The sequence below is a fragment of the Nonomuraea sp. NPDC051298 genome, from assembly GCF_055586305.1.
Genome location: NZ_JBVJIM010000002.1, coordinates 921,503 through 945,178 on the forward strand (window position 1 = coordinate 921,503; position 23,676 = coordinate 945,178).

Annotated in this window: 23 protein-coding genes; 6 read left to right on the forward strand and 17 right to left on the reverse strand. The window is 71.5% G+C overall.

The window, feature by feature from the left end; genetic code table 11:
• Positions 1 to 77 precede the first annotated feature (77 nt).
• The 3 genes from ACZ6S0_RS09505 to ACZ6S0_RS09515 form a co-directional block, all read right to left on the reverse strand.
• Positions 78 to 1,328 (reverse strand): extracellular solute-binding protein, encoded by a 1,251-nt coding sequence (locus tag ACZ6S0_RS09505; protein WP_465915054.1) that lies wholly within the window; start codon positions 1,326 to 1,328, stop codon positions 78 to 80.
• 21 nt (positions 1,329 to 1,349) lie between these two features.
• The gene (locus ACZ6S0_RS09510) at positions 1,350 to 3,227 is read right to left on the reverse strand and encodes an ABC transporter permease (RefSeq protein WP_465915056.1); all 1,878 of its coding nucleotides are present in this window, start codon (positions 3,225 to 3,227) and stop codon (positions 1,350 to 1,352) included.
• 111 nt (positions 3,228 to 3,338) lie between these two features.
• Positions 3,339 to 4,460 (reverse strand): ROK family transcriptional regulator, encoded by a 1,122-nt coding sequence (locus ACZ6S0_RS09515; protein WP_465915058.1) that lies wholly within the window; start codon positions 4,458 to 4,460, stop codon positions 3,339 to 3,341.
• Positions 4,461 to 4,519: 59 nt separating this feature from the next.
• Between ACZ6S0_RS09515 and ACZ6S0_RS09520 the strand changes: the two genes are divergently transcribed.
• Entirely contained in the window at positions 4,520 to 5,641 is a 1,122-nt protein-coding gene (locus ACZ6S0_RS09520; RefSeq protein ID WP_465915061.1) for an MFS transporter, read from the forward strand.
• Positions 5,638 to 7,269, forward strand: a complete 1,632-nt coding sequence (locus ACZ6S0_RS09525) for a beta-N-acetylhexosaminidase (protein WP_465915062.1) — start codon at positions 5,638 to 5,640, stop codon at positions 7,267 to 7,269. The genes ACZ6S0_RS09520 and ACZ6S0_RS09525 overlap by 4 nt, the downstream gene beginning before the upstream one ends.
• Before the next feature lie 268 nt (positions 7,270 to 7,537).
• Here the strand turns inward: ACZ6S0_RS09525 and ACZ6S0_RS09530 are convergent, their stop codons facing one another.
• The 9 genes from ACZ6S0_RS09530 to ACZ6S0_RS09570 form a co-directional block, all read right to left on the reverse strand.
• Complete coding sequence (locus ACZ6S0_RS09530; protein WP_465915064.1) at positions 7,538 to 8,635, reverse strand: hypothetical protein; 1,098 nt, start codon at positions 8,633 to 8,635, stop codon at positions 7,538 to 7,540.
• Between the two features lie 3 nt (positions 8,636 to 8,638).
• Complete coding sequence (locus ACZ6S0_RS09535; RefSeq protein WP_465915068.1) at positions 8,639 to 9,232, reverse strand: RNA polymerase sigma factor; 594 nt, start codon at positions 9,230 to 9,232, stop codon at positions 8,639 to 8,641.
• 298 nt (positions 9,233 to 9,530) lie between these two features.
• The gene (locus tag ACZ6S0_RS09540) at positions 9,531 to 10,271 is read right to left on the reverse strand and encodes an SDR family oxidoreductase (RefSeq protein WP_465915070.1); all 741 of its coding nucleotides are present in this window, start codon (positions 10,269 to 10,271) and stop codon (positions 9,531 to 9,533) included.
• A gap of 74 nt (positions 10,272 to 10,345) precedes the next feature.
• Positions 10,346 to 11,044: a TetR/AcrR family transcriptional regulator gene (locus ACZ6S0_RS09545; RefSeq protein WP_465915073.1), complete on the reverse strand. Its 699-nt coding sequence runs from the start codon at positions 11,042 to 11,044 to the stop codon at positions 10,346 to 10,348.
• 97 nt (positions 11,045 to 11,141) lie between these two features.
• Positions 11,142 to 12,128 (reverse strand): alpha/beta fold hydrolase, encoded by a 987-nt coding sequence (locus ACZ6S0_RS09550; RefSeq protein ID WP_465915075.1) that lies wholly within the window; start codon positions 12,126 to 12,128, stop codon positions 11,142 to 11,144.
• 230 nt (positions 12,129 to 12,358) lie between these two features.
• The gene (locus ACZ6S0_RS09555) at positions 12,359 to 12,595 is read right to left on the reverse strand and encodes a hypothetical protein (RefSeq protein ID WP_465915077.1); all 237 of its coding nucleotides are present in this window, start codon (positions 12,593 to 12,595) and stop codon (positions 12,359 to 12,361) included.
• A gap of 86 nt (positions 12,596 to 12,681) precedes the next feature.
• Entirely contained in the window at positions 12,682 to 13,038 is a 357-nt protein-coding gene (locus ACZ6S0_RS09560; RefSeq protein WP_465915079.1) for a PadR family transcriptional regulator, read from the reverse strand.
• A 130-nt stretch (positions 13,039 to 13,168) separates the two neighbouring features.
• Positions 13,169 to 14,947 (reverse strand): AMP-dependent synthetase/ligase, encoded by a 1,779-nt coding sequence (locus tag ACZ6S0_RS09565; RefSeq protein WP_465915081.1) that lies wholly within the window; start codon positions 14,945 to 14,947, stop codon positions 13,169 to 13,171.
• 101 nt (positions 14,948 to 15,048) lie between these two features.
• Positions 15,049 to 15,222, reverse strand: a complete 174-nt coding sequence (locus ACZ6S0_RS09570) for a hypothetical protein (RefSeq protein ID WP_465915082.1) — start codon at positions 15,220 to 15,222, stop codon at positions 15,049 to 15,051.
• Positions 15,223 to 15,247: 25 nt separating this feature from the next.
• On the opposite strand from ACZ6S0_RS09570, the gene ACZ6S0_RS09575 reads away from it, so the two are divergent.
• The 3 genes from ACZ6S0_RS09575 (at position 15,248) to ACZ6S0_RS09585 (ending at position 18,723) form a co-directional block, all read left to right on the forward strand.
• Positions 15,248 to 15,769: a CGNR zinc finger domain-containing protein gene (locus tag ACZ6S0_RS09575; protein WP_465915084.1), complete on the forward strand. Its 522-nt coding sequence runs from the start codon at positions 15,248 to 15,250 to the stop codon at positions 15,767 to 15,769.
• Positions 15,770 to 16,031: 262 nt separating this feature from the next.
• The gene (locus tag ACZ6S0_RS09580) at positions 16,032 to 17,702 is read left to right on the forward strand and encodes an ABC-F family ATP-binding cassette domain-containing protein (protein WP_465915085.1); all 1,671 of its coding nucleotides are present in this window, start codon (positions 16,032 to 16,034) and stop codon (positions 17,700 to 17,702) included.
• 37 nt (positions 17,703 to 17,739) lie between these two features.
• Complete coding sequence (locus tag ACZ6S0_RS09585) at positions 17,740 to 18,723, forward strand: hypothetical protein (protein ID WP_465915087.1); 984 nt, start codon at positions 17,740 to 17,742, stop codon at positions 18,721 to 18,723.
• A gap of 92 nt (positions 18,724 to 18,815) precedes the next feature.
• On the opposite strand, the gene ACZ6S0_RS09590 is transcribed toward ACZ6S0_RS09585, so the two are convergent.
• Together ACZ6S0_RS09590 and ACZ6S0_RS09595 are read right to left on the reverse strand one after the other, a co-directional pair.
• Entirely contained in the window at positions 18,816 to 19,076 is a 261-nt protein-coding gene (locus tag ACZ6S0_RS09590) for a TFIIB-type zinc ribbon-containing protein (protein WP_465915089.1), read from the reverse strand.
• Positions 19,077 to 19,134: 58 nt separating this feature from the next.
• On the reverse strand, positions 19,135 to 20,076 hold the full coding sequence (locus ACZ6S0_RS09595) for a phosphotransferase (RefSeq protein WP_465915090.1): 942 nt from the start codon (positions 20,074 to 20,076) through the stop codon (positions 19,135 to 19,137).
• 56 nt (positions 20,077 to 20,132) lie between these two features.
• Between ACZ6S0_RS09595 and ACZ6S0_RS09600 the strand changes: the two genes are divergently transcribed.
• On the forward strand, positions 20,133 to 21,032 hold the full coding sequence (locus tag ACZ6S0_RS09600) for a TIGR03619 family F420-dependent LLM class oxidoreductase (RefSeq protein ID WP_465915092.1): 900 nt from the start codon (positions 20,133 to 20,135) through the stop codon (positions 21,030 to 21,032).
• On the opposite strand, the gene ACZ6S0_RS09605 is transcribed toward ACZ6S0_RS09600, so the two are convergent.
• The 3 genes from ACZ6S0_RS09605 to murQ all read right to left on the reverse strand — a co-directional run bounded on the left by ACZ6S0_RS09605 (position 21,017) and on the right by murQ (position 23,670).
• Positions 21,017 to 21,397 carry a VOC family protein gene (locus tag ACZ6S0_RS09605; RefSeq protein ID WP_344872023.1) on the reverse strand — a complete coding sequence of 127 codons (381 nt, stop codon included), beginning with the start codon at positions 21,395 to 21,397 and terminating at the stop codon, positions 21,017 to 21,019. The two genes, ACZ6S0_RS09600 and ACZ6S0_RS09605, sit on opposite strands and share 16 nt — an antisense overlap.
• A 69-nt stretch (positions 21,398 to 21,466) precedes the next feature.
• Positions 21,467 to 22,552, reverse strand: coding sequence for a serine hydrolase domain-containing protein (locus ACZ6S0_RS09610; protein WP_465915095.1), 1,086 nt, complete (start codon positions 22,550 to 22,552; stop codon positions 21,467 to 21,469).
• Positions 22,553 to 22,770: 218 nt separating this feature from the next.
• Entirely contained in the window at positions 22,771 to 23,670 is a 900-nt protein-coding gene (gene murQ / locus ACZ6S0_RS09615) for an N-acetylmuramic acid 6-phosphate etherase (protein ID WP_465915097.1), read from the reverse strand.
• Positions 23,671 to 23,676 lie beyond the last annotated feature (6 nt).

The following is a 23,676-nucleotide window of genomic DNA, read 5'->3' on the forward strand; positions in this document are numbered from 1 at the left end:
CGCGAACTCACGTCGCGTGACCGGCGCGTGACCGGCGCGGCCGACGCCCGTCGACCGGGCGTCGGCCGGATCGGAGGTCAGGAGCCCTCGGCGATCTGCTGGAGCTTGCCGAGCACGGCACGCGGGTCGCCGCCGGGCGCCAGGGCGGTGCCCAGGTCCGCGGCCATCGTGCCGCGCAACTCGGCCCAGACCGGCTGCGAGGTCGGGTCGAAGCGGGCCTTGGCCACCATGTCCACGATGGGGCTGACCTTCGGGTCCTCGCGCATGACCGCCGAGCCGGACATGGTCGTCGGCAGCAGGCCCTCGACCTTCAGGTACCTGGCGTAGTTGTCGGCCTGGTAGAAGTAGTCGAGGAACTCCCGGACCAGTGCCTGGTTGCCGTCCTTCTTGAAGGCCATGAGATAGTCCTGGATGCCATGGGTGCTCGGCTCGGCCCCGTGGTTGGTGGGATGGGGGGCGGTCCCGTAATCCACCTCCCCCTTCTCGACCTGGTCGAGGAAGGCCCGGGTCCCGAAGGACGCGTACACCATGCCCACCTTGCCCTGGGCGAACAGCGGCCAGGTGCCGTCGGGCCGGTTGGTCTGCCCGGGGTTCGGCTGCGTGTAGCCCTCCTGGGTCAGCGACTTGAGGAACTCCAGCGCCTCGACGTTGCGCTCACCGTTGACGGTCCACTTCCCGCCGGTACGCCAGTCACCGCCGTTGGCGCGTACCCAGGTGCCGAACTCGTAGTCGCCGGCCTCGGCGCCGAGCGCCAGCGCGTACGGCACGTAGCCGCCGGGCAGCGCCTTGATCGCCTTCACCGTCGCGCGGAACTCGTCCCAGGTGGCCGGGGGCCTGTCGAAACCGGCCTCCTTCAGGATCTTCTTGTTGTAGTACATGCCGTTGACGGTCGCGACGAACGGCAGGCCGTACTGGGTGCCGTCGTAGGTGGCGTTCTCGGCGAAGGAGGGGAGGAAGTCCGACAGCACCTCCTTGGAGACCACCTCCTCGGCGCGGTACAGCAGCCCGGCCTCCGCGTAGTCGGCGAAGACGTTGATGTTGAGGATGTCGGGGAACTGCTTGGTCTGGACCATGGTGTTGACCTGGCTCTGGAGGTTTCCCCAGTCGATCACCTGCAGGTCGACGTTCTTGCCGGGGTGCGCTGCCTCGAACGACCTGATCAGCTCGTCCCAGTAGGGGCGCGTGCCCTGCGTGTACTGGGCGACGACCAGTTTGACGGACTGCTGCTCGCCGCCGCCGCCCGTGCCGCCGCCGCACGCGGCGAGCGCGAGTACGAGGCCGGCCGCCGCGGCCAGGCCGCCAAGTCGTGATCTTCTTCTGGAGCTCATGTCACGCCAGTCCTTCTCATGTCACTTGGTGCTACCTGCGGTCAGGCCGCTCACCAGATGCTTCTCGATGAGCGCGAAGAGGATCACCGCCGGCACGATCGCCATCAGCGCGGCGGCGAAGAGATACTGGTAGTTGGTCTCGTAGAGGCCGATGAACTGCTGGACGCCGACCGTGAGCGGCACGCGTCCGGAGGCCGGGTCGTTGAAGAGCGTCAGCGCGATGACGAACTCGTTCCACACCTGGATGAAGGTGAAGATCATCACGGTGACGAGGCCGGGGGCGGCCAGCGGGAGGATCATGCGCAGCATGATCCGGAAGCGGCCGAGACCGTCCATCATCGCGGCCTCGTCGATCTCCACGGGGATCGAGCTGAAGTGCGCGTGCAGGATCCACACCGCGAACGCGAGGTTGAAGGCCGAGTTGATGGCGATGATGACGGCGTAGCTGTTGATCCCGTTCACCGCCAACGCCTGCTGGTAGAGCCCGATGAGCAGCGCGACCGCCGGGAACATCTGCGTCACGAGGATCACGCCCAGGTAGGCCGACCGTCCCCGGAACCTGGCGCGGGCCAGCACGTACGCGGCCGGCGCGGCGACGACCAGCACGAGTGCCGTGGAGACCAGCGCGACGGTCAGGCTGACCCGGAAGTAGTCGGCCAGCGGGATCTGTCTCCACACGTCGGCGTAGTTGGACCAGGCCCAGTTCTCCGGCAGGTACGTCGCGGGGACGGCGAACAGTTCGGCGTCGGTCTTGAGCGAGCCGGACAGCATCGCGGCGTAGGGGGCGACGAAGAACAGTGCCACCGCGAACCCGGCGACCGGGAGCACGACGGGGCGGACGCGCCGCCATCCCCGGCCCACGCGGACCAGGACCGGCCTGCTCCTGCTCGCCAGGACCGGGCGTCGCGGTGCCGGGACGGGACGTCCGGGCACGGGTGCGACGGCGGGCGCAGGGGCAGGGGCCTCGTCGGCCGCCGCGGGATTGCGGTGGGGCCGCAGGACCAGCACGAAGAGCAGGATGAGCACGAGCAGGAAGACCACGTTGAGCACGCCCAGCGCCGCAGCCTCGCCCGCGTCGAGCTGGGCCGTGAACGCGATCTTGTAGAGCCAGGTCACCGTCGTGTCGGCATGGTTCCCCGCCGTCTTGCCCATGATCACCCAGATCACGGTGAACGCGTTGAAGACGTGCAGCATGTTGAGAATCAGCGCGATCATGAGCGACGGCCGCAGGATCGGCAGCGTCACCCGCCGCCAGGTCGCCCACGCCCCCGCCCCGTCGATCCTCGCGGCCTCCAGCACGTCGTGCGGCACCGTCTGCAGCCCCGACAGCAGCACGTACGTGGTGAACGGCATCGACGTGACGATCCCGACCGCCATGACCGAGTACAGGGCGGTGGCGGGATCCTTGTACCAGTCGACCGGCGCCGAGATGATCGACAAATCCATGAGCAGCCGGTTGAGCAGCCCGTTGCCGCCCTCGTAGATGAAGCGCCACACGGTCGCGGTCATCACCAGCGAGGTCGCCCACGGCACCAGCAGCGCGAGCCTGACGATCCTGCGGCCGAAGAACTCCTTGGACAGGAACTGCGCCAGCGCGAGCGAGAGCACGACGGTCAGGCCGACCACGATCACCAGCCACAGCAGCGTGTTGCCGATCACGAGGCCGAGCGCGTCCTCCTGGAGCAGCCTGGCGTAGTTGTCCAGCCCGGCGAAGCCCCTGACCAGGCCGATCCTGCTGATGTCGAGGAAGGACATCCAGGCCATGTACAAGGCGGGGAAGACGATGACACACGCGATGAGGACCGTGCTCGGCGCGAGCCAGCGCCAGGGCACGGTGCGGTGCCACAGATCGGCCGTTCGCCGCGCGAGCCCGGGACCCGCAGGTCGATTTCTCAGCACCGCAGCCCCTTTCGTCGAACAGTGGGCGCAATGTTGTGTCATGGTTTTGCTCGATGTCAAGCGATTGACCGCAAAATCAATCAGCTTTGATCATCCGGTTCGCATGTCCGCTCACTGCGGAACGTCCCGGCCGAACGTCTCCCTGTGCAGCCGTTCCAGGGCGATGACCACCGCGCCGCGCACCACCGGGTCGCCCTCCACCGTGCCGACGGTGACCTCGGTGCGGAGCGGGAGGTCGTTCCTGAGCCGCTCCTCCACCCTGGCGGCGAGCGGCAGGCCCGCCGCCCTGGCGATCTCTCCGGCCAGCACCACGAATCCGGGGTCGGCGACCGCGCAGATGCCCATGGCCGCGACCGCGACCCGCTCGGCCAGCGCGTCCAGGAAGTCCGGTGTGGCCTGTCGTACCGCGGAGACGTTGTCCCCGGCGGGCAGGCCGTGCTCGGCGGCCAGCTCGCGGACGGCGGGACCGCCGACGAGGTGCTGCAACGTGCCGCCGCCGAGGCCGGTGGGGGCGTAGGCGATCTCGCCGGCGCCGCCCGACCTGCCACGATGCAGGCGCCCGTCGAGGATCACCGCCACCCCGAGCCCCTCGCCGAGCGACAGCAGCGCGAACGTGTCGTGCCCGCGCGCCGCACCCAGCCGGTGCTCGGCCAGCCCGGCCAGATTGACCTCGTTCTCCACCAGGACGGGTACGTCGCCGAGCCGGTCACGCAGACCGGGCAGCAGGTTGGCGTGCCAGGTGGGCAACGCGTGGATGAAGGCCACGTCGCCGCTGGCCGGATCCACCACGCCGGGCGTGCCGACGACGACGCCGTCCAGGCGGGTGACCTCGGCGTCGGCCAGCGCGGCGGCGATGGCGTCGTACACGAGCCGGTCGGGGGCCACGCCCGGGTCCTGGGGCAGCGCGGCGGCGCCGATCTGGCGGCCGAGGACGTCGGCGACCGAGGCGAGCACCCGGTCGGGGCGGACCTCCACCCCCGCCACGTGGGCCCGGTCGGCCACCACGCCGTAGAGCAGCGCGCTCGGGCCTCGCCGCCGGGCCTGCGACTGGCCGACCTGGCAGATCAGGCCCGACTCCACCATGCGGTCGACCAGGTCGCCGACCGTCGCCCTGGACAGGCCCGAGCGCTGCTGCAACTCCGCCCGGGACAGTGGCCCGTGGGCGAGCAGCAGGTTGTACGCCGTCCTGTCGTTGATCAGGCGCGCGGTGTGCGGGGAGGCGGTGCGTGACATGGCGATTGTCTATCACAGCCCTCTTTCTTTCTGGATCCCATCCTGTTAGTTTGCCGGGCATGTCCCTGCCGCTGTTCTTCTTCCTGGACGGCGTCGTCTTCGCCACGTGGGTGGTCCGCATCCCCTCGGTCAAGGACCACCTGGGCGTCAGCACCGGCGGCCTCGGCGTCGCGCTCATGTGCATGGCGGTCGGCACCGGCCTGGCCATGACCGTGAGCGGACGGCTGTGCGCGCGCCACGGCACGCGGCCGGTCACCCTCGTCGCCATCACGCTGCTCGGCCTGGCGCTGCCGTTCGTCGCCCGCGCCGACACGATGGCGGCGCTGTGCGTGACGCTCGCGCTGACCGGGCTCTGCTACGGCACCGTCAACATCGGGCTGAACAGCGCGGCCGTCGAGGTCGAGCAGGCCACCGGGCGGCCGATCATGTCGGTGCTGCACGGACTGTGGAGCTTGGGCGGCCTGGCCGGGGCGCTGCTCGGCGGCCTCGTCGTGGCCCGGCTGACCACCTGGCAGCACTTCCTGCTGGCGGCCGCCCTCGTCCTCGTCTGCACGGCCGTGCTGGCCAGGCCGCTGCTGCGCGGAACCGTCCCCTCCAGGCCCGCCTCGCGGGGCGGGCGGCGCTCGTTCGGCCCGGCCGTGGCGCTGTGCGGGGTGCTGGCCATGTGCGCGACGTTCGGCGAGGGCGCGGTGGCCGACTGGAGCGTGCTGCACCTGCGCGACGGCCTGAACGCGGAGGCGAGCCTGGCCGCCTACGGCTTCTCGGCCTACTCGGTGGCGATCGCGCTCGCCCGGCTGGCGGGCAGCCGTCTGGTGCGGCGGCACGGCCGGACGGCCGTGCTCGTGACCGGCGCCGTGCTGGCGGCGGGCGGCATTCTGACCGCCTCGTGGGCGGGTTCCGTCGTGGTGGCGTTCGGCGGGTTCGTCGCGGTCGGGCTCGGGCTGGCCAACGTGTTCCCGCTGGCCATCGCGCAGGCGGGCGCGCTCGGCGGCCCCATGGGCGTGGGCCTGGCCGCCGGCATCGGGCACGCGGGGATGCTGGCGGGGCCGCCGCTGATCGGGTTGCTCGCCGAGCACGCCGGGCTGGCGAACGCGCTCGCCGCCGTCGCCGTCTCCTCCGGGGCCATCGTGCCCCTCGCACTCTGTCTCCGTACCGGAAGCTCACGAAAGGCACTGGCATGACCGACCCCTATCGCACCCTGCTACCCGCCCCCCGCCATGCGGCGAGCGGCGAGGGCGGCTTCGCGCTCGGCAGCGTGTACGGCGATCCCGGCCTGGTCGAGGTGGTGCGACCGCTGCTCGGCCCGTTGCCCGCGGCTGCCGGGCCCGAGGGCGCGCTGTCCGTGCGCCTGGGGCCGGGCGGCCCCGGGTCCTACCGGTTGCGGGTCTCGACGGGCGGGGCCGAGATCGTCGGCGCTGATCCCGATGGGGTACGGCACGGTGCGCAGACGCTGAAGCAGTTGCTCGGTCCGAACGCGTACCGCGCCGCCGGACGCCCGGGTGGGGTGGTGCCGTGCGGAGAGGTCGAGGACGAGCCCGCGCTGGGCTGGCGTGGCGGCATGCTCGACGTCGCCCGGCATTTCATGACCAAGCTCACCTTGCTGCGCTATGTCGATCTGCTCGCCATGCATCGGATGAACCGCCTCCACCTGCACCTCACCGACGATCAGGGCTGGCGCGTCGAGAGCAGGAGATATCCGGAGATCAACAGGAGGTCCACGCACCGCCGCGAGACCATGGCCGGACATCACCACGCGGACCCGACCCCCGACGGCACGCCGCACGGCGGCTATTACACCCTCGACGACCTGGCCGAGGTCTCCGCCTACGCCGCCGAGCGCGGGATCACCGTCGTCCCCGAGATCGACCTGCCCGGCCACGCCTCCGCGCTGCTGGCCGCCTTCCCCGAGCTGGGCACCGGCGCCGACGAGGTGCTGCGGGGCTGGGGCATCTCGGCAGGCGTGCTCAAGCCGGTCCCCGCCACGGTCAAGCTGGTGTGCGAGCTGATCGACGAGTTGCTCACCGCCATCGACACCCCTTACGTGCACCTGGGCGGCGACGAGTGCGTCACCAAGGACTGGCCGGGCGATCCCGAGGTGGCCGCGCACATGGCGGCCATCGGCGCCGAGCAGCCGAGCGACCTGCACGGCTGGTTCCTGCGCGAGGTCGGCGGGCATCTGGCCGGGCGCGGCAAGCGCATGGTGGTCTGGGACGAGGCGTTCCAGACCGGTGGCGTGCTGCCCGACACGATCGTGATGTGCTGGCGCGGCGAGGCCATCGCCCGGCAGGCCGCCGCCGCGGGATACGACGTGGTGCGCACGCCCGAGTACCCCACCTACCTCAACTTCGACCAGTCGGACGGGCCCGAGGAGCCGCTGTCCATCGGCGGGCCGATCACGCTGGAGGACTCGGCGTCGTTCGCGCCGCGGCCCGCGTCGTGGACGGACCAGGAGCGCGCGAAGGTGCTCGGCGGGCAGTTCCAGGCGTGGAGCGAGTACATCCCGGACGCGCGGCACCTGGACTACATGGTGTTCCCCCGTGCCTGCGCGATCGCGGAGACCCTCTGGTCCGGCGGGCCCGCCGACTACCCGTACCTGGTCGAGCGGCTGCGCGAGGGCCACCTGGCCAGGCTGGAGGCGGCCGGTTGCGAGTACCGGCCGCTCGGAGGGCCGCATCCCTGGCAGGCGGGCGGCACCGGACCGCGGGCCCACGCGCAGGAGGGACGCACGACCAGGGAGGGCTGGCTGGAAGGGACCGCTCTCCTGCCCGACTCCGGCGTGGTCGCCCGGGCCACCACGCACGACGGCTGACGACCGCGCACGGCGCGGACTTTCCTCTCGGCCTGGACACGATCCGCACCGCCCAGGCCGCTCCCGTTGACGACGACCACACGAGGGCGGACCACACAACCTGCGCGCGGAGTGCTCGACCGGGCTGAACGATCTTCGCTGTAGCGCACGCTCGCGGGCGAACTCGGGCCGTCGAGTGATAGGAGATCCAGGAGCGGCCCGGCCACTCCTGGCCGCGCTCAGCGCATTTCCGCTGCTCAGGGGCCGGTGCGGCGGGCCGAGCGGGGCGTCAGCCGGGTCGTTGTCCGGCCTTGTCGACGATGGCGGTCTTGACGAGGGCGTCCCAGTTGTGGATCTCGCCCTTCTTCATGGTGTCGAAAGGTCCGTTCCTGTGGTCTTTGACGACGATGGTGCGGTAGCCCAGATATTCGTAGGTCTTCGGGTTGATGAAGACCTCGTCGCGCAGGTAGCCGTCCAGGACGTGGTAGAGGGTGATGCCCTGGCGTTTGAGCAGATCGGTGGCCTTGGCCTCGTAGCGTACGCCGGGGATCTCGGCCATGGCGCCGTACATGGCGGCACGGAGGGTGGCGGGCAGCGCGGTGTCCATCATGCCCATCGCGATCGTCTGGAACGCCTGCCTGTCGCGCCCTGCGGACGTGAGAGGAGGCACCGACTCCTCGGCCAGGCGTTGTGCCTCCTCGGGTGACTTGCCGCGGTTCTCCGCTCGTTGCCGGGCGCTCTCCAGGGACGAGGCTCGACGCTCGGCGTTTTCCGCGTCGATCGTCTCGTAGATCCGGGTCAGCAGCTCGGCGGGGTCGGTCGGCAGGGCGAGCAGGTAGGGGTAGGTCACCTCGAACTCCGACCCCTTGTAGACCTTGAGCTCGCCGTCCTCGATGAGGGCGAACGCCTTGTCGTTGAGCTGTCGCCACTGCTCGCGGGTGTTGGTCAGCTTCGGCCTGCCGCGTAGCCATTGGCCGCCGTCCACCCGCGTCTGGGCGGTCAGGCTTTTCACGTAGCCCCATCGTGTGGGCTCGGCTGTCCACGCGGGCTCGTCGCCGGCCAGCAACGCCGCGTTGTCGGCCACGTCCTGGGCGTCGGCCACGGGGCGCAGTTGTAGCTCGGTGACGGTGGGCGGCTGTGCCTGGGGGGCCTGCGGGGCTTTCCCGCTGTCGGGTACGGCCGTCACTGCCACGACCGTCACGGCCACGGCCACCGTGGCGGCTGCCCCGGCCACGGTCAGCGCCCACATCGGCCGGATCCGGCGGGCTCGCCGCCGTCGGCTCCCGTGCATGTGCGTGCCCAGGCGTGAGCGGGCCACGCCGATGGTTTCCTGAGCGGGCTCCGGGATCGCGTCGTGGTAGCGGCGCAGTTCCTGCAGCTCTTCCATGGTTCAGACCTCCTTCGCCGCGTGACCGAGCATCGTGCGCAGCTTGGCTCTGGCCCGGTTCAGCCGGGAACTGACGGTGCCGATGGGGACGCCCAGGGCGAAGGCCGCCTCCGCGTAGCTGAGTCCGGCGCAGGCGACGAGCATCAGCGCGTCCCGGTCGCCCGGGGACAGCCTCTTCAGGCCGAGAGCCAGCCGGGGGCTGAGCTGCTCGGCGGTCACCCGGTCGGTGACCCGGTCGGCGTGGCTCTCGATGTCGTCGCGGGCTGCCGAGCGGCTGAGCGCCCGGTAGAGGCGCAGCTCGTTGCGGCGGTGGCGGCCGATGAGGTTGGTGGCGATGCCGTACAGCCAGGCCTTGGCCTCGGGACGGGTCAGGTCGTAGCGGCCGCGCTGGTCGAACCCGGCCAGGAACGTCTCGGCGGCCACGTCGTCGGCGGCGGCGGGCCCGAGCCGGGCGGCGGCGTAGCGGTGGATCGCGGTGAAGTACCGGTCGAAGATCACTGAGAACCACTCGGGGTCACGGCACGAGTTCGCGATGACCGACGCGTCGTCCGCCTCGGCGGCCACCCGTAGGGAGGGGTTGGAAGAAGGGTCATGCATCCGGCGCCTTTCTCGAAAGAGGGTCGGCGCTGATTGCCCGATGCGGGCGTCCTTGTTCGCGGTTGTTTCACGGTTTTTTCACAGAGCACGTCGGAGGGCGCTGACGACCAGCGTTCCCGCCCCGCTCCGTAGCGCCCCAGGCCGACCGGCCACGGCAGCTCACTGTACCCGCGTGCTGCTGAACGGATGGGCCACCGTCGGCGGCCGGTGTGCTGAAGGTCATATCCAGGAGCGAGCGGGAGGTGTTCGCTCGCCTGTCGTCGATGTCGGTCGTGGCATCGATCTCCTTCGGCTGGGGTCAGACGAGGCCGCCGTTGGCGTACAGGACCTGGCCGTTGATCCAGCGGGCCGGTCCGGCCAGGAAGGCGACCACTTCGGCGATGTCCTGCGGGGCGCCCAGGCGTTCGAGCGGGGCGGCCTTGGCCAGGTTGCCGATCGTGGCCTGGTCCTTGCCCTGGAGGAACAGCGGTGTGGGGGTGGGGCCCGGGGCCACGGCGTTGACGGTGATGTCCCTGCCGCGCAGTTCTCGGGCCAGGACCAAGGTCATGGCCTCTACCGCGCCCTTGCTCGCCGCGTAGGCGCCATAGGTGGGGAAGCTCAGACGGGTGACGGAGGTGGAGAAGTTGACGATCGCGCCGCCGGCGCGCACCCGCCGGGCCGCCTGCTGGGAGACCACGAAGGTGCCGCGGATGTTGGTGCGGTGCATCCGGTCGAGCTCGTCGAGGTCCAGGGTGGCGATCGGGGCCAGGTGCATGACGCCTGCGGTGTTGACGACGACGTCGATGCCGCCGAACTCCCGCTCGACGGCCTCGAAGGCCGCGGACATGGCGTGCTCGTCGGCGACGTCGCCGCCGACCGCGATCGCCCTGCCTCCGGCCGAGGTCACCGCGGTGACCGTCTCGTCGGCCCTGGCCCTGTTGCCCGCGTAGTGCACGGCGACCGCGAGGCCGTCGCCGGCCAGGCGTTCCGCGACCGCCCGGCCGATGCCGCCGGAGCCGCCGGTGACGAGGGCGACGCGGGTGGTGGTGTGGTCGTTCATGTCGTGTCCTTTGCGTTTCTGGCGTGCCGACCCGCAGCCCGAGCCGATTGGGGCTCGAGCGTCGCGGCAGGGGGTCAGCGGGGCCGGCCGGGTTCGGCGATCTGGGTCAGCCAGTGCTTGAGCAGCCCGGACTCCGCGGAGTTGAACGGCTCGGGGGTGAGCCGGTCGAGCGAGGCGATCAGGGTGTTGGCGGCCGCCTGCCGCGCGTCGCCCGCGGAGGTGTCCGCCGTGGGGTCGAGCAGGACGGCCCGGTGGATCGCGTCGCGGACCAGGGATGACAGGCTCGCGTCCGGATACTGCGCGGGGTGGGTGAGCAGGGCGAGCGCGACGCCGGTGTTGGCGGACATGACCATGCGAGCGGCCACCTCCGGCGTCACCCGGAGGCGTCCCTGCGCGGCGAGCCGCTCCAGCACACCGCGCAGGATGCGCATGGCCTCCTCGGCCGCCTCGGGCTTGGCGCGCAGCGCCGGGGAGAACATCAGCTTGTAGGCGTTGGGATGGGCGAGCGCGAACGCGGTGTGGCTGTCCCACCCTGCCCGCAGGTCCTGTAACGGGTCCTCGGACGCCTCGGCCGCGCGTTTGGTCTCCAGATATTGGTCCCAGACGTGGTCGACGGTCGCGGCCAGCAGGCCGTCCTTGTCGGTGAAGTGCCGGTACAGCACGGGCTGCTGCACCCCGGCCGCCTCGCACACCGCTCGGGTGGACACGTCGCCGCTGGGTGAGCGGGCCAGCAGGTCCGCCGTCGCCGCGATTATCGCCGATCTCGTATCCATGTAGTCGATGATAACGCGAAGGGTGAATCGGTGACAACGCCACACTGTTATCGGCGATTCGCGGGTGGCCGACCAGCGCTACAACGCCATGCGGTGCTCAGGTGGGGAGGGCGGCGAGCCAGTCGGTGAGATGGCGGTTGACCTCGTCTCGGCGCTCCTGCTGGATCCAGTGGCCGCACCCGTCGAGAACGTGCGAGGCGACCAGCCCGGGCAGGGTGGTGGGGTAGGCCGAGATCGCCTCGGTCAGCCAGGTGGTGGAGGCGTCCAGGGCTCCGCCGAGGAACAGGGACGGCTGGGTGATGGGTTCGCCGGAGAAGTCCGCGAGGTCCGCCCAGTCCCGGTCCATGTTCCGGTAGCGGTTGAGCGCCCCGCTCATGCCGGTCCGCTCGAACTCCGCGGCGTAGCGGTCGAGTTCGTCCTCGCTGAGCCAGCCGGGCAGCCGGCCGGCCGGGAACCGGTCGCGCAAGGTCCCGCCCCGGCTCACGAAGTGCGGGTCGGGGGAGCCCGGCGTCGGCATGGTGTCGGCGGACAGCGCGGCGTAGAGGCCGGCGAGCCAGCCGCGGACGTCCGGCTCGATCTCCGCCTCGGCCCTGCCCGGGTCTTGGAAGTAGGACACGTAGAACTCGTCGTCCCCGCCCATCCGCGCGAAGACCTCGCTGGGCCGCGGCCCGCCGGGCGGCGTGTAGGGGACGCTCAGCAGGCCGACCGCGCGGAAGACGTCAGGTCTGGTGAGTGCGGAGCTGGCGGCGATGTTCGCGCCCCAGTCGTGCCCGACGACCACCGCGGTCTTCTCGCCGAGCGCTGCCACGACCGCGACGTTGTCCTCGACGAGTTCGAGCATCCGGTACGCGGGCACCTCCGAGGGCTTGGACGAGCGTCCGTAGCCGCGAACGTCGATGGCGACCGCGCGGTATCCGGCCGCGGCCAGCGCCGGTAGCTGATGGCGCCAGGAGTACCAGAACTCCGGGAACCCGTGCACCAGGAGCACCAGCGGTCCGGCACCCTGCTCCACGAGATGCGTCCTGCCCGCCGGAGTGGGAACCAGCCGATGTGTGACATCCATGATCTGGGGAGGCCGTGCCATGAGTTCTCCGTTCCTGCCGGTTCGATCGGTGCGCACACGCCGGGGCGGCCACCGGTCGGTGCCGGGGGTCGCCGAACGTCGGGCGCAGGCGGGCATCATGCGACGATGGGGGAGCCGGTCGCAAATGCTGATGCCGTTTCGGCAAAACTGGACACGCGGAACGGAACCGAGGTCAGGTGAGAGGGTCCGATTCGGGGCGACCTGGCGGGCCGTCGCCGCTCATCGGCAGGTCACGCTGATTCGGCGGCCTCTCCGGCCTCCTGCAGGGTGACGAAGCGGTGCTGGCTGGCCAGCGCGTGGCCGATCGCGACGACGCCCACGACGGGCCACTCCACGATCTCCAGCACCCCCAGCGAGACCAGGACCGCGTAGAAGGCAAGGTGTCGGGGCTCGGGCAGGGACAGCGTGCCGACCACGGGCAACGTGATCCGCCTGCCGTGCGCGCCCTCGGCGGGCCTCACGACCATGATGTCCCTCCTTCGATCGACGACTCATCGTCCGACTGCCCTCTGCCGGACCTGATAATCCGCTGGAGCTGGTTCCGGGGCGGCCGTCACGGACATGGGAGCCGGGTCGAGGGCTGGTTGCCTTCCTCGCGGAGCTGTTCGAGCCGCTCCACGAGGAAGCTCCAGGTCCTCCAGAACTCTTCGAGGTATTCCCGCCCCTGACCGTTCAGGGAGTACACCTTGCGCGGCGGCCCCTTCTCGGACGGGACCTTCTCCACGTCGACGAGGCCGCGCCGCTCGATCCTGACGAGCAGCGCGTAGACCGTGCCCTCGGCGATGTCGGAGAAGCCCTGGTCACGCAGCCGCGCCGTGATCTCGTAGCCGTACGCGGGCCGCGCGGACACGGTCGCGAGGACGATGCCCTCCAGCGTCCCCTTGAGCAGCTCCGTCTCCAGTTTGCCCATGGAACGCCCCCTTCCAGCTACTACTTAACGCTGCTCACTACTGGTGCATGGTAACGCCGAACAGTTCCTCCGGCGCCACGTCGCCCAGCGGGGCGGGCGACGTGGCGCAGGCGGGCGGGGAGCGCGCCGGTTACGCGTAGAAGGCGTCGAGGACCTCGCCGTGGCGCTCCTCGACGGCCTTGCGCCTGATCTTGAGGCTGGGCGTCAGCTCGCCGGTCTCCACCGTGAAGTCCCCGCCCAGGATCGCGAACTTCTTGACCGTCGCGTAGCTGGCCTCGCCCTCGTTGACCTGCTTGATCGCCTTCTCGACCTCGGCGCGCATGCGCGGGTGCTCGCGCAGCTCCTCGGGGTCGGTGGGCAGCGACCCGGCCCGCGCCCACGGCTCGACCACGTCCATGTCGAGGGTGACCAGGGCCGTGACGTAGTTGCGCCGGTCGCCGTGCACGAACACGTGCGACAGGTACGGGCAGGCCGCCTTGATCCGGCCCTCCAGGTACGTCGGCGCGACGTACTTGCCGCCCGAGGTCTTGATCAGCTCCTTCTTGCGGTCGGTGATGCGCAGCCGCCCGGCCTCGTCCAGCTCGCCGATGTCGCCCGTGCGCAGCCAGCCGTCCTCCAGCGCCTCGGCGGTCTCCTCCGGCAGCCCGTGGTAGCCGCGCATGATGCCGCGCCCGCCGATGAGGATCTCGCCGTCGTCGGCGATGCGCACCCCGGTGCCGGGGAACGGGAGCCCGACCGTGCCGAACCGCACCGACTGCGGCAGGTTGAGGAAACTGCCCGCCGACGACTCCGTCAGGCCGTAGCCCTCCAGGATCGTCAGCCCGGCCGCGTCGAAGAACTCGGCGATGTCCTGCGAGAGCGGGGCGGCGCCGGAGATGAAGAAGCGGATCCGGCCGCCGAAGCGCTCGCGCAGCTTGGCGAAGACCAGGCGGTCGGCGAGGGCGTACTCGGCCCGGGTGCTGAACGGGACCTCGGCGCCGCGCTGGCGGGCCCGTACGACCCGGGCGCCGGTCTGCCGCGCCCAGTTGAAGATGCGCAGCTTGAGCCCGCCGTCGCGCCGCATGTTCGCCGCCACCGTGTTGTGGATCTTCTCGAAGATGCGCGGCGCGGCGGCCATGACGGTCGGCTTGAGCACGCCCAGGTTCTCGGCGATCTTGTCGAGGCGGCCGTCGATCGCGGTGGCCACGCCCACCTCGATCATCACGACCTCCAGCAGCTTGCCGAACGAGTGCGACAGCGGCAGCCACAGGAAGTGCAGGTCGGCGGGGGAGAGCAGGTCGATCTCGCGGACCGCCCCGGCCGCGTAGAGCCAGTTGTCGTGGGTCAGCTCCACGCCCTTGGGACGGCCGGTGGTGCCGGAGGTGTAGATGAGGGTGGCCAGGTCGTGCTGCCCGATGGCGTCCACCATCGCGTCGTAGTCGGCGCCGTCGTCCGCCCCGCCGCTCTGCGGGGCCTCGCTCAGCGAGGCGAGCGTGACCACCCAGCCGTCGTCGCTCGGCGAGCCGTCGATGACGATCACGCGCGTGACGTCGGGCACCTCCTTCCGCACCGACCGCAGCTTGGCGACCTGCTCGTCGTTCTCGGCGATGACGATCGTGCTGCCCGAGTCGGTGATGACGAACGCGGACTCGGCGGCGGTGTTGGAGGGGTAGATCGTGGTGGTGGCCGCCCCGGTCGCCAGCACGGCCAGGTCGCAGATGATCCATTCGAGGCGGGTGGAGCAGAGGATGGACACGCGGGTGTCCGGCCCTGAGCCCAGCCCGGACAGGCTCAGTGCGAGGCCGCGTACGCGCTCGCCCACCTCCCGCCATGTCAACGAGGTCCACCCGTCGCCCGAGGGCACACGGTACGCCTCGGCGTCGGGGGTCGCCGCGATCCGGTCGCGAAGCAGGGAGGGAATGCTGGACATGCCTGACCTCCTGGGGGATGTTGGCCCCGACTCTAGGCTGACGGCACCGTCTAGGTCGACAATCCGCGGCGATCTCGGCTCCGGCGCGGCCCGCGCCGGCTTCAGCCGACGGTTCGCGACGGTCTCGGCCCGGGCGAGGCGACGCCGACGAGCCGGGCGGCGCGCACCTCCCACACCCCGCACGCGCACCTGAGGTAGGAGACCACGCCCTCGGAGGTGTGGTGGGTGGAGACGACGGTCATGGCGAGCGGGTCATGCAGGTCTCTGGAGTGCATGATTCCAACCTGATGTAATGACCTTATGCATTTCAACGCTTACGGCGGCAATGGTGCGGCGCTCGCGGCGGCGCTGGTGAACGCGTCCGACTTCGGTCCCGCCGCCGTCGAGGCGATGCTGACCGAGCACCGCCTGCTGCGCGCCGCCGTCACCCCCGCCCAGGCGGGGGAGCTGCGGGTGTGGGCGGCCCGGCTCGCCCCCGTGTTCGGGGAGCGGGATCAGGAGACGCAGATCAAGCTGGTCAACGAGCTGCTCGACGAGACCGCGGCCAAGCCGTACGTGAGCGCCCACGACGGCCGCGAACCCCACCTGCACTTCTTCGCCGTCGACGCCGACATCGTCGCCAGGGCGAAGGACACGACGGCGGGCGGGCTGGCCATGGCGCTGTCGTTCGCCGGGGGCAGGCGGCTGGGCCTGTGCGACCGGGAGGGCTGTGACACCGTGTTCGTCGACACCTCCCGCAACGGCAAGCGCCGGTTCTGCACCCTGGCCTGCGCGAACCGGGTGAACGTGGCGGCGCACCGGGCCAGGAGCCTTGCCAGGTGATCCGCGGGTCGCATAGAATCCCCCACGTCTTATCGCCGAACCGTGGGGGCAGTTGACGTGAGGATCTGAGGTCGCGGGCACCGCGCCGTTCAGCCCTGTCGTGGGCATGCGCGCAATCACCTGGACCTCGAGGAAATCCTCGCCTCAGACCGCGGGCTCCAACCGGGCCTCCGCGTGTCGCGGCCTCCGTGTGTGTTGCGCGTACAGCGGTGTTTCCCGCCAAGTCACGAAATGTCGATTCTTTTGTGATGGGAGCCACCTTATGAGTTTTTCTGTTGTCGTCGATCACGTCACCTTCGGCTGGCCGGACGGGACGAGCGTGCTCGACGGCCTCGACGCCGCGTTTCCCTCGGGGCGTACCGGGCTCATCGGGCTCAACGGGTCCGGCAAGTCCACCCTGCTCAAGATCGTCGCCGGGGAGCTGACCCCGCGGTCCGGGTCCGTCTCCGTCGCGGGCATGGTGGGCTACCTGCCGCAGAACGTCCCGCTGGGCGCCGGGCGCACCGTGTCGGACCTGCTGGAGATCAGCGCGACGCGGGCGGCGCTGCACGCCATCGAGGGCGGTGACGTGGCCGAGGAGCACTTCGCCGCCGTCGGCGACGGCTGGGACGTCGAGGAGCGGGCCCAGGCCGAGCTGGACCGGCTCGGGCTCGGCCACGTCGGCCTCGACCGTACGGTGGGCACGTTGTCCGGCGGCGAGACCATCATGGTCGCGCTGGCCGCGCAACTGCTGAAACGGCCCGACGTGCTGCTGCTCGACGAGCCCACCAACAACCTCGACCTGGACGCGCGGCACCGCCTCTACGCGGCCGTGAGCGCCTGGCAGGGGGTGCTGCTCATGGTCAGCCACGACCGCGCGCTGCTGGAGCTGGCCGACCAGATCGCCGAGCTGCGCGACGGCTCCGTACGCATGTACGGGGGCAACCTCACCGCCTACGAGGAGCAGCTCGCGGCCGAACAGGAGGCCGCCGAGCGCACAGTACGCACCGCCGAGGGCGAGGTACGCCGCCAGCAGCGCGAGCTGATCGACGCCAGGACCAGGATCGACAGGAGCCTGCGCACCGGCAGGAAGGCGTTCGAGAACAAGAAGGCGTCGAAGATCATCGCCAACGGGCTCAAACGCAGGGCCCAGGTCACCGCGGGCAAGCAGCGCGGCCTGCACCAGGAGAAGCTGGACGAGGCGCGCGAGCGGCTCAGCGAGGCCGAGCAGGCCGTGCGCGACGACGCGGAGCTGCGCATCCAGCTCCCCGGCACCGAGGTGCCCGCCGGGCGCACGGTGCTGACCCTGCCGCTGGACCCCCGCCGACGGCCGGACGACCCGGCCAACGCGGACGGCGCGGCCAACGCGGACGGCGCGGCCAACGCGGACGGCGCGGGCGGTACGGGTGGCGTGGTGGCCCCTTCCGCCGTCGTGCTGGAGGAGCTGGTCGTGCGCGGGCCCGAGCGGATCGCGCTGCTCGGCCCCAACGGCTCGGGCAAGACCACGCTGCTCAAGCGCATCGTCGAGCACGGCGCCCACGTGCCCGTCCGCTACCTGCCGCAGCGGCTCGACCTGCTCGACGACGCGCTCAGCGTGGTGGACAACGTGCGCGCCGCGGCCCCGTCCGCCTCGGTGAACGACGTGCGCGCCCGCCTGGCGCGCTTCCTGTTCCGCGGGGAGCGGGTCAACCAGGCCGTGGGCACGCTGTCGGGCGGCGAGCGGTTCCGCGCGACGCTGGCCGCGCTGCTGTCGGCCGAGCCGCCGCCGCAACTCCTGCTGCTGGACGAGCCCACCAACAACCTGGACATGGCCAGCGTCCGCCAGCTCGCCCAGGCGCTGTCGGCGTATCGGGGGGCGCTCATCGTGGCCAGCCACGACCTGCCGTTCCTGGAGACGCTGGGGATCACCAGGTGGCTCCGGCAGGACAGGGACGAGGGACTGGCCGAATCGTGATTGACGGTTGGGGATCAATCCGACGATAGTGTGGCAGGTGGCTACACCCCGGTTGATCTCCTGCGTTCTTGCTCTGGCGACCCTGTCCGCCCTCGGATCGTGCTCCACGGGCGGGCTCTCGCCGTCCGGAGGGGAGCCGAGGATCTCGGGCGTCGCGGGCGGCGACGGCGCCGCGCCCGCCGGGGGCGGCACTCCCGGCGGCCAGGGCCCGGCGGCGCTGACTCCGGAGGCGTACAAGAGCGAGCTGGAGACCCGGCGCAAGCCGATGACCGACGCGATCTCCTCGCTGGCCGGGGCACGCGGGGTCAAGGCCCTGGACCAGCGGGTGGGCAAGGCCGAGGACACGCTGAACGGCGCGGCCGACGCGCTGGCCGCGCTCACGCCGCCCGACGCCGTGCGCACCCAGCACGAGGCGTACGTGAGCAGTCTGCGCGACTTCACCACCGAGCTGGGCACCACGGCGGGCAAGGTCGGCGCGCGCGACCTGTGCACGTCCTCGGCCGTGTTGACCGACCTCGACGACTCGCTGACCGCGCTCGACGAGGCGGGGCGGGCGCTGGAGAGCGCGGGTGACTACCCGGCCGACGTCGTCGAGGTCAAGGCCGGTGACCGGAAGAACCGGCGGCTGAGCAACGGCGCGTTCGTGCGCAAGGGCGGCTCGTTCAACGGGCGCAGCTCGCTGGAGATCGACAACGGCGGGAGCCTCGACGCCGTGGTCACCGTCATGCGCGGCGGCAGCAAGGTGTTCAGCATCTATGTGCGCAAGAAGGCGAAGTTCAAGATCCGGAACGTCCGCGACGGCAACTACAAGATCTACTTCACGCACGGCACCGACTGGGACGGCAAGAACCGCGCGTTCACCCGCGACTGCAGCTTCGAGAAGTTCGAGAAGACGGTGAAGTTCAAGACGACCTACACCGCCACGCAGATCCTCTGGCACGACTGGCGGATCACGCTGCACGCCATCTCCGGCGGCAACGCCCGCACCGCGCCGGTCGACCCGGACGACTTCCCCGGCTGACCGGGCCGCTCTTTCCGCGAAGGCACGCCGGGAAGCGAAGGTACGCCGGGAAGACGGAGGGCCGCGCACCTCAGGTGCGCGGCCTCACGGGTTCAGGTCGAGAACAGCATGCCCACCCAGCTCCGCTGACCACGGTGGCCGTGGTGGCCGTGGTGACCGCCGTGATGAGGGGCGCCCCACGCGGGGCCGGGGGCGGGGGGCGGCGGAGCAGAGTGATACTGCGTCTCCATGCGGGTCAGGGTCTCGAGCTCGCCGTAGTCGAGGAAGATCCCGCGGCAGTTGTCGCACTGCTCGATGTGGACGCCGTTGCGCTCATAGGTCCGCATGTTGCCGCGGCACTTGGGGCAATGCATCTAAGTCGCTCTCCTTGGCTTCGAGGTCTCAGGGTGAAACCTACCGCGCGCAACCCCGTCACGCTCGGACGATTCTGTTGCACGATTCGACCAACGAATGTTCGACCTCGTCGAGTTCCCGCTCCTCCCGCCAGGCGTTGACCACGGCGACCGCCGCGAGCTGGACGGTGAGCGCCCGCGCGGGCACGTCGAGCCGCGCCCAGGGGTCGTCGCCCGGCCCGAGCGCGGGCCCGCCGGAGGCCAGGTACGCCCCCAGGAACCGCTCCCAGACGGCCGGTTCGAGCAGCCCGGCGGCGTACCAGGCGGCCGGTCTGGCCAGGTCCCAGGCCGGGTCGCCGACGCCGAGGTCGTCGACGTCGATGAGCAGCCACCGGTCGCGGTGGACGAGCTGGCCCAGGTGCCAGTCGCCATGGGTCAGCAGCCCGGGCAGCGACCCCGCCGACGGCCCGGACGGCCATCCTGACCGGTGCCCTGGCCGCGACCCCGGCTGCGACCCCGGCTGCGGCCAGGGCAGCGGGGGAGAGTCGGGCAGCTCCTCGAACGCCCGCCGGATGAGCCGCTCCACCGGCCCGTCGCCCGGCATGCGGCGCACGGCGCGGGCCGCCCTGGCGGGCCCTCCGGCGGGCGGCAGCCCCGGCAGCACGGTCAGCGGGACGGCGTGCAGCCTGGCCAGCAGCCTGGCGCCCTCCTCCCACGGCGCGGCGCCCGGGTCGTCGTCGTGGGAGATGGGGCGGCCCGCCGGCCACACCGTCACCGCGCGCCCGGCCGCCGACAGCACGTCGGGGTTCAGCGGGGCCAGCATCACGCCGCTCACCGAGGCCGACGCGGCGGCGCGCAGCCGCTGCCGCAGCCCCTCGGGGTCGTCACGGGCCGAATGGGCCTTGACCACGACCTCACCCATGCGTAACACCACGACGTCCGTACGTGTCGGGTGCACCACGGGTGTCCCGGCCCCGCCGTGCGCGGCGGCGATGCCCGCCAGCTCCTCCTCCAGACCCACCCGTACAGACTAGGGCGCTGTCCGGGAAATGAGACCAGAGGGCCAGACTGGTAGGCATGAGAGTCGGTTTCGCCGTACCCCAGTCAGGGCCCTGGGCCACCTCCGCGAACATGCGCCGGGTCGCCACCCGGGCCGAGGAGCTCGGGTACGCCGAGCTGTGGACGTTCCAGCGGCTGCTCTATCCGGTCGGGCATCCGATGGGACCCACCTACCGTTCGGTCCACGACCCGCTGATCACGCTGGCCCACCTGTCGGCCGTGACCGGCGCCATCGGGCTGGGCGTGGCCGTGGTCAACGCGTACGTGCAGCCGGTCGAGCTGGCCAAGCAGCTCGCCACGTTGCAGACGCTCTCCGGCGGGCGGCTCACGGCGGGGGTCGGGCTGGGCTGGGTGCCGGAGGAGTTCGAGGCGTCCGGCGTGGACATGGCGCGGCGCGGGCGCCGGGCGGAGGAGTTCGTCGAGGTGCTGCGCAAGGCGTGGACCGACGACGTGGTCGAGCACTCCGGCGACTTCTACCGGGTGCCGCCCGCCCACCTCGACCCCAAGCCCGTGCCTGGGCCGCCGCCCGTCCTGCTCGGCGGCACCGCCGAGGTCGCGCTGCGCCGCGCGGCGCGGCTGGCCGACGGCTGGGTCAGCTCCAGCAGGGAGGACCTGTCGGCCATCGGCGGCCGGATCGAGCTGCTCAAGGCGGAGCTGACGGCGGCCGGGCGCGACCCCGCCGCGTTCCGGTTCGTGGTGCGCGGCGCCACGCGGGTGCGCACGGCCGACGAGCCCCGCCCGCTGAGCGGCACGTACGACAAGATCCGGCGCGACGTGGCCGAGCTGGCCGCCGCGGGCGTGACAGACGTCTTCCACGACCTGAACTTCGACACCGAGATCCCGGTGGCCGGCGCGGACGACGCGATGCGCCGGGCCGAGGAGGCGCTGGAGGCGCTGGCTCCCTATCCGCCGCCGTAGGGCACGGTGATGATCTCCAGGTTGTGCCCGTCGGGGTCGGACCAGTAGAGGCCGCGCCCGCCGTCGTTGGTGTTGATCTGCCCCGGACGCTGGTGGAACGGATCGGCCCAGTACGTCAGGCCGCGCTCCTTGATCCGGCCCCAGATCTGGTCGAACTCGTCGTCGCCGACGAGGAAGGCGTAGTGCTGCGACGGCACCTCGGGGCCCGCCTGCACCACGTCGAGCGAGACGTCGTTGCCGAGCGAGACGACGCGGAACGGGCCGTACTCGGGTGCCGGGTCCAGGCCGAGGATCTCGACGAGGAAGGTGGCGGTCGCGTCCCTGTCACTGGCCGGCACGATCGTGTGGTTCAGATGGACGGACATGTCTCCAGGCTATGTCAGGCGGCTGGCGGGGGCACGCCGAGCGCCTCACCGGCATCTCCACCCACAGGCTCACCTCGGGTGAGTGGCCGGGCGATCACCTTGTGTCAAGGACAGGCGGGCCGCCTCCGCGGCCACCGCGTGCCGCAGCTCGCGAACGGCTGTGCCGCCCCGCCGCGGGTGCACGGCGTTGGTCAGCAGCACCACGGTCAGGCGGCGGGCGGGGTCGATCACGAGCGAGGTGCCGGTGAAGCCCGAGTGGCCGTACGCGCCGGTCAGCGGGCCGACGATGGCCGGATCGCCGATCCGCACGCCCAGCCCCTGGCGGAACGGCGCGCCCTCGGCCCCCTGGTCGCGCACCATCTCGGCGACGCTCTCCTGCCGCAGCACGGGCGCGCCGCCCTCGCGCAGCACCTCGCCGATGGTCAGCAGGTCCGCGGCCGTGGAGAACAGGCCCGCGTGCCCCGCCACGCCGCCCAGCGCGTACGCGGTCTCGTCGTGCACCTCACCGCGTACGCAGCCGGGCCCAGGACGCTCGGGCTTCCACTCGGTCGCGGCGACGCGCGCCAGCCTGGAGCCGCCGGGGCGGTAGCCGGTGTCGGACAGTCCGAGCACGCCGGTCACCCGGTCGCGCACCAGGGCGTCGAGCCGCGCCCCGCCCGCCAGCTCGGCCAGGCGGCCCGCCATGATCATGCCGACGTCGCTGTACAGGCACGGCCCGCCGACCGGGTGGATGATCGGCGTGCGCAGCAACGCGGCCAGGCGCGTCTCGGCGTCGGCCCGGGGCAGCTCGCGGTCGATGCGGCGGTCCGCGGGAAGCCCGGCGGTGTGGGTGAGCAGGCGGCGGAGCGTGATGCGCGGGTCGGTGCCCTCGATCCGGGCGGCCACCGGCTCGTCGAGGTGGAGCCGGCCCTCCTCGGCCAGCGAGAGCAGCACGACCGTGGTGAAGAGCTTGCTGACCGAGGCCAGGTCGAAGATCGAGTCGCGGCGGGCGGGCGGGCGGCGCTCGGCCAGGGTCCCGTGGGCGTCGGCGTAGCGCACCAGCTCTCCGGCGACGGCCCCGGCCGCCACGGAGCCGTTCACGGCGATCAGCGCGACCGCGGCCGAGCACACGCGCGGCACGGCGTCCGCCAGGATCGCCTCCAGCCCCACCGGCATCCTTCCCCCTCATCACCGTCGTCGTCCGGCCCGGGGGCCGCACGGCCATCCGGGGGAGCCTGCGTCGCTCCCGCCCCGATGGACCAACTCCATGATGCCGAAAGGTCCGGCCGTCCGGGGCCCGCTGCACGTCCGGGCGACGGGCTCCGTGCCGCCGTCAGGCCCCGTTCTCCGGGGGTCCGCTCCGACACCCGGCCCAGAAGGAGTCTGCGCCCCGGTCAGCCGCTGAGGGCGTCGCTGAGGCGTTCGCCGTGCGACTCCAGGAGCGCGCGGGCCCTGTCCGCGTCGAGACCGTGCTGGATCATCAGCACCGCGATCTTCGCCTGACCGCCCGCCGCGTCCAGCGCCGCGCCGGCCGTCTCCTGGTCGGCTCCGGTGATGTCGCTGACCATGCGCACCGCCCGCCCGGCGAGCTTGCTGTTCATGGCCGACATCTCGATCATCTTGTTCCCGTACGTACGGCCCAGCTTGACCATCGAGATCGTCGAGATCATGTTCAGCACGAGCTTCTGCGCCGTGCCCGCCTTGAGCCGGGTCGAGCCGGTCACGACCTCGGGCCCCACGACCACCTCGATGGGGTGCTCGGCGGCGGCCGACAGCGGCGCGTCGCTGTTGCACGACAGCGAGACGGTCAGCGCGCCCCGGCCGGTCGCCTCGGCCAGCGCGCCCAGCACGAAGGGGGCCCGTCCGCTGGCGGAGATGCCGACGACCGAGTCGAGCGGCCCCACCTCCAGGTCCTTCAGCGCGGCGGCGCCCGCCTCGGTGTCGTCCTCTGCCCCCTCGACCGAGCGGGTCAGCGCGTCGGGCCCGCCCGCGATGATGCCCTGCACCAGCGAGGGGTCGGTGCCGAACGTGGGCGGGCACTCGCTGGCGTCGAGCACGGCCAGGCGCCCCGACGTGCCGGCGCCCACGTAGAGGAGCCGGCCGCCCTGGGCCATCCTGTCGGCGATCCCGTCGATGGCCGCCGAGATCGCCGGGATGACCACCGCAACGGCGGCGGGCACGGCGGCGTCGGCCTGGTTCATGAGGAGGGCGATCTCCTTGGTCGGCAGCCGGTCGATCTGGCTGTAGCGGGGATCGCTCTGCTCGGTGGACAGCTCGAGTAGCGGATCAATCATGTCGCT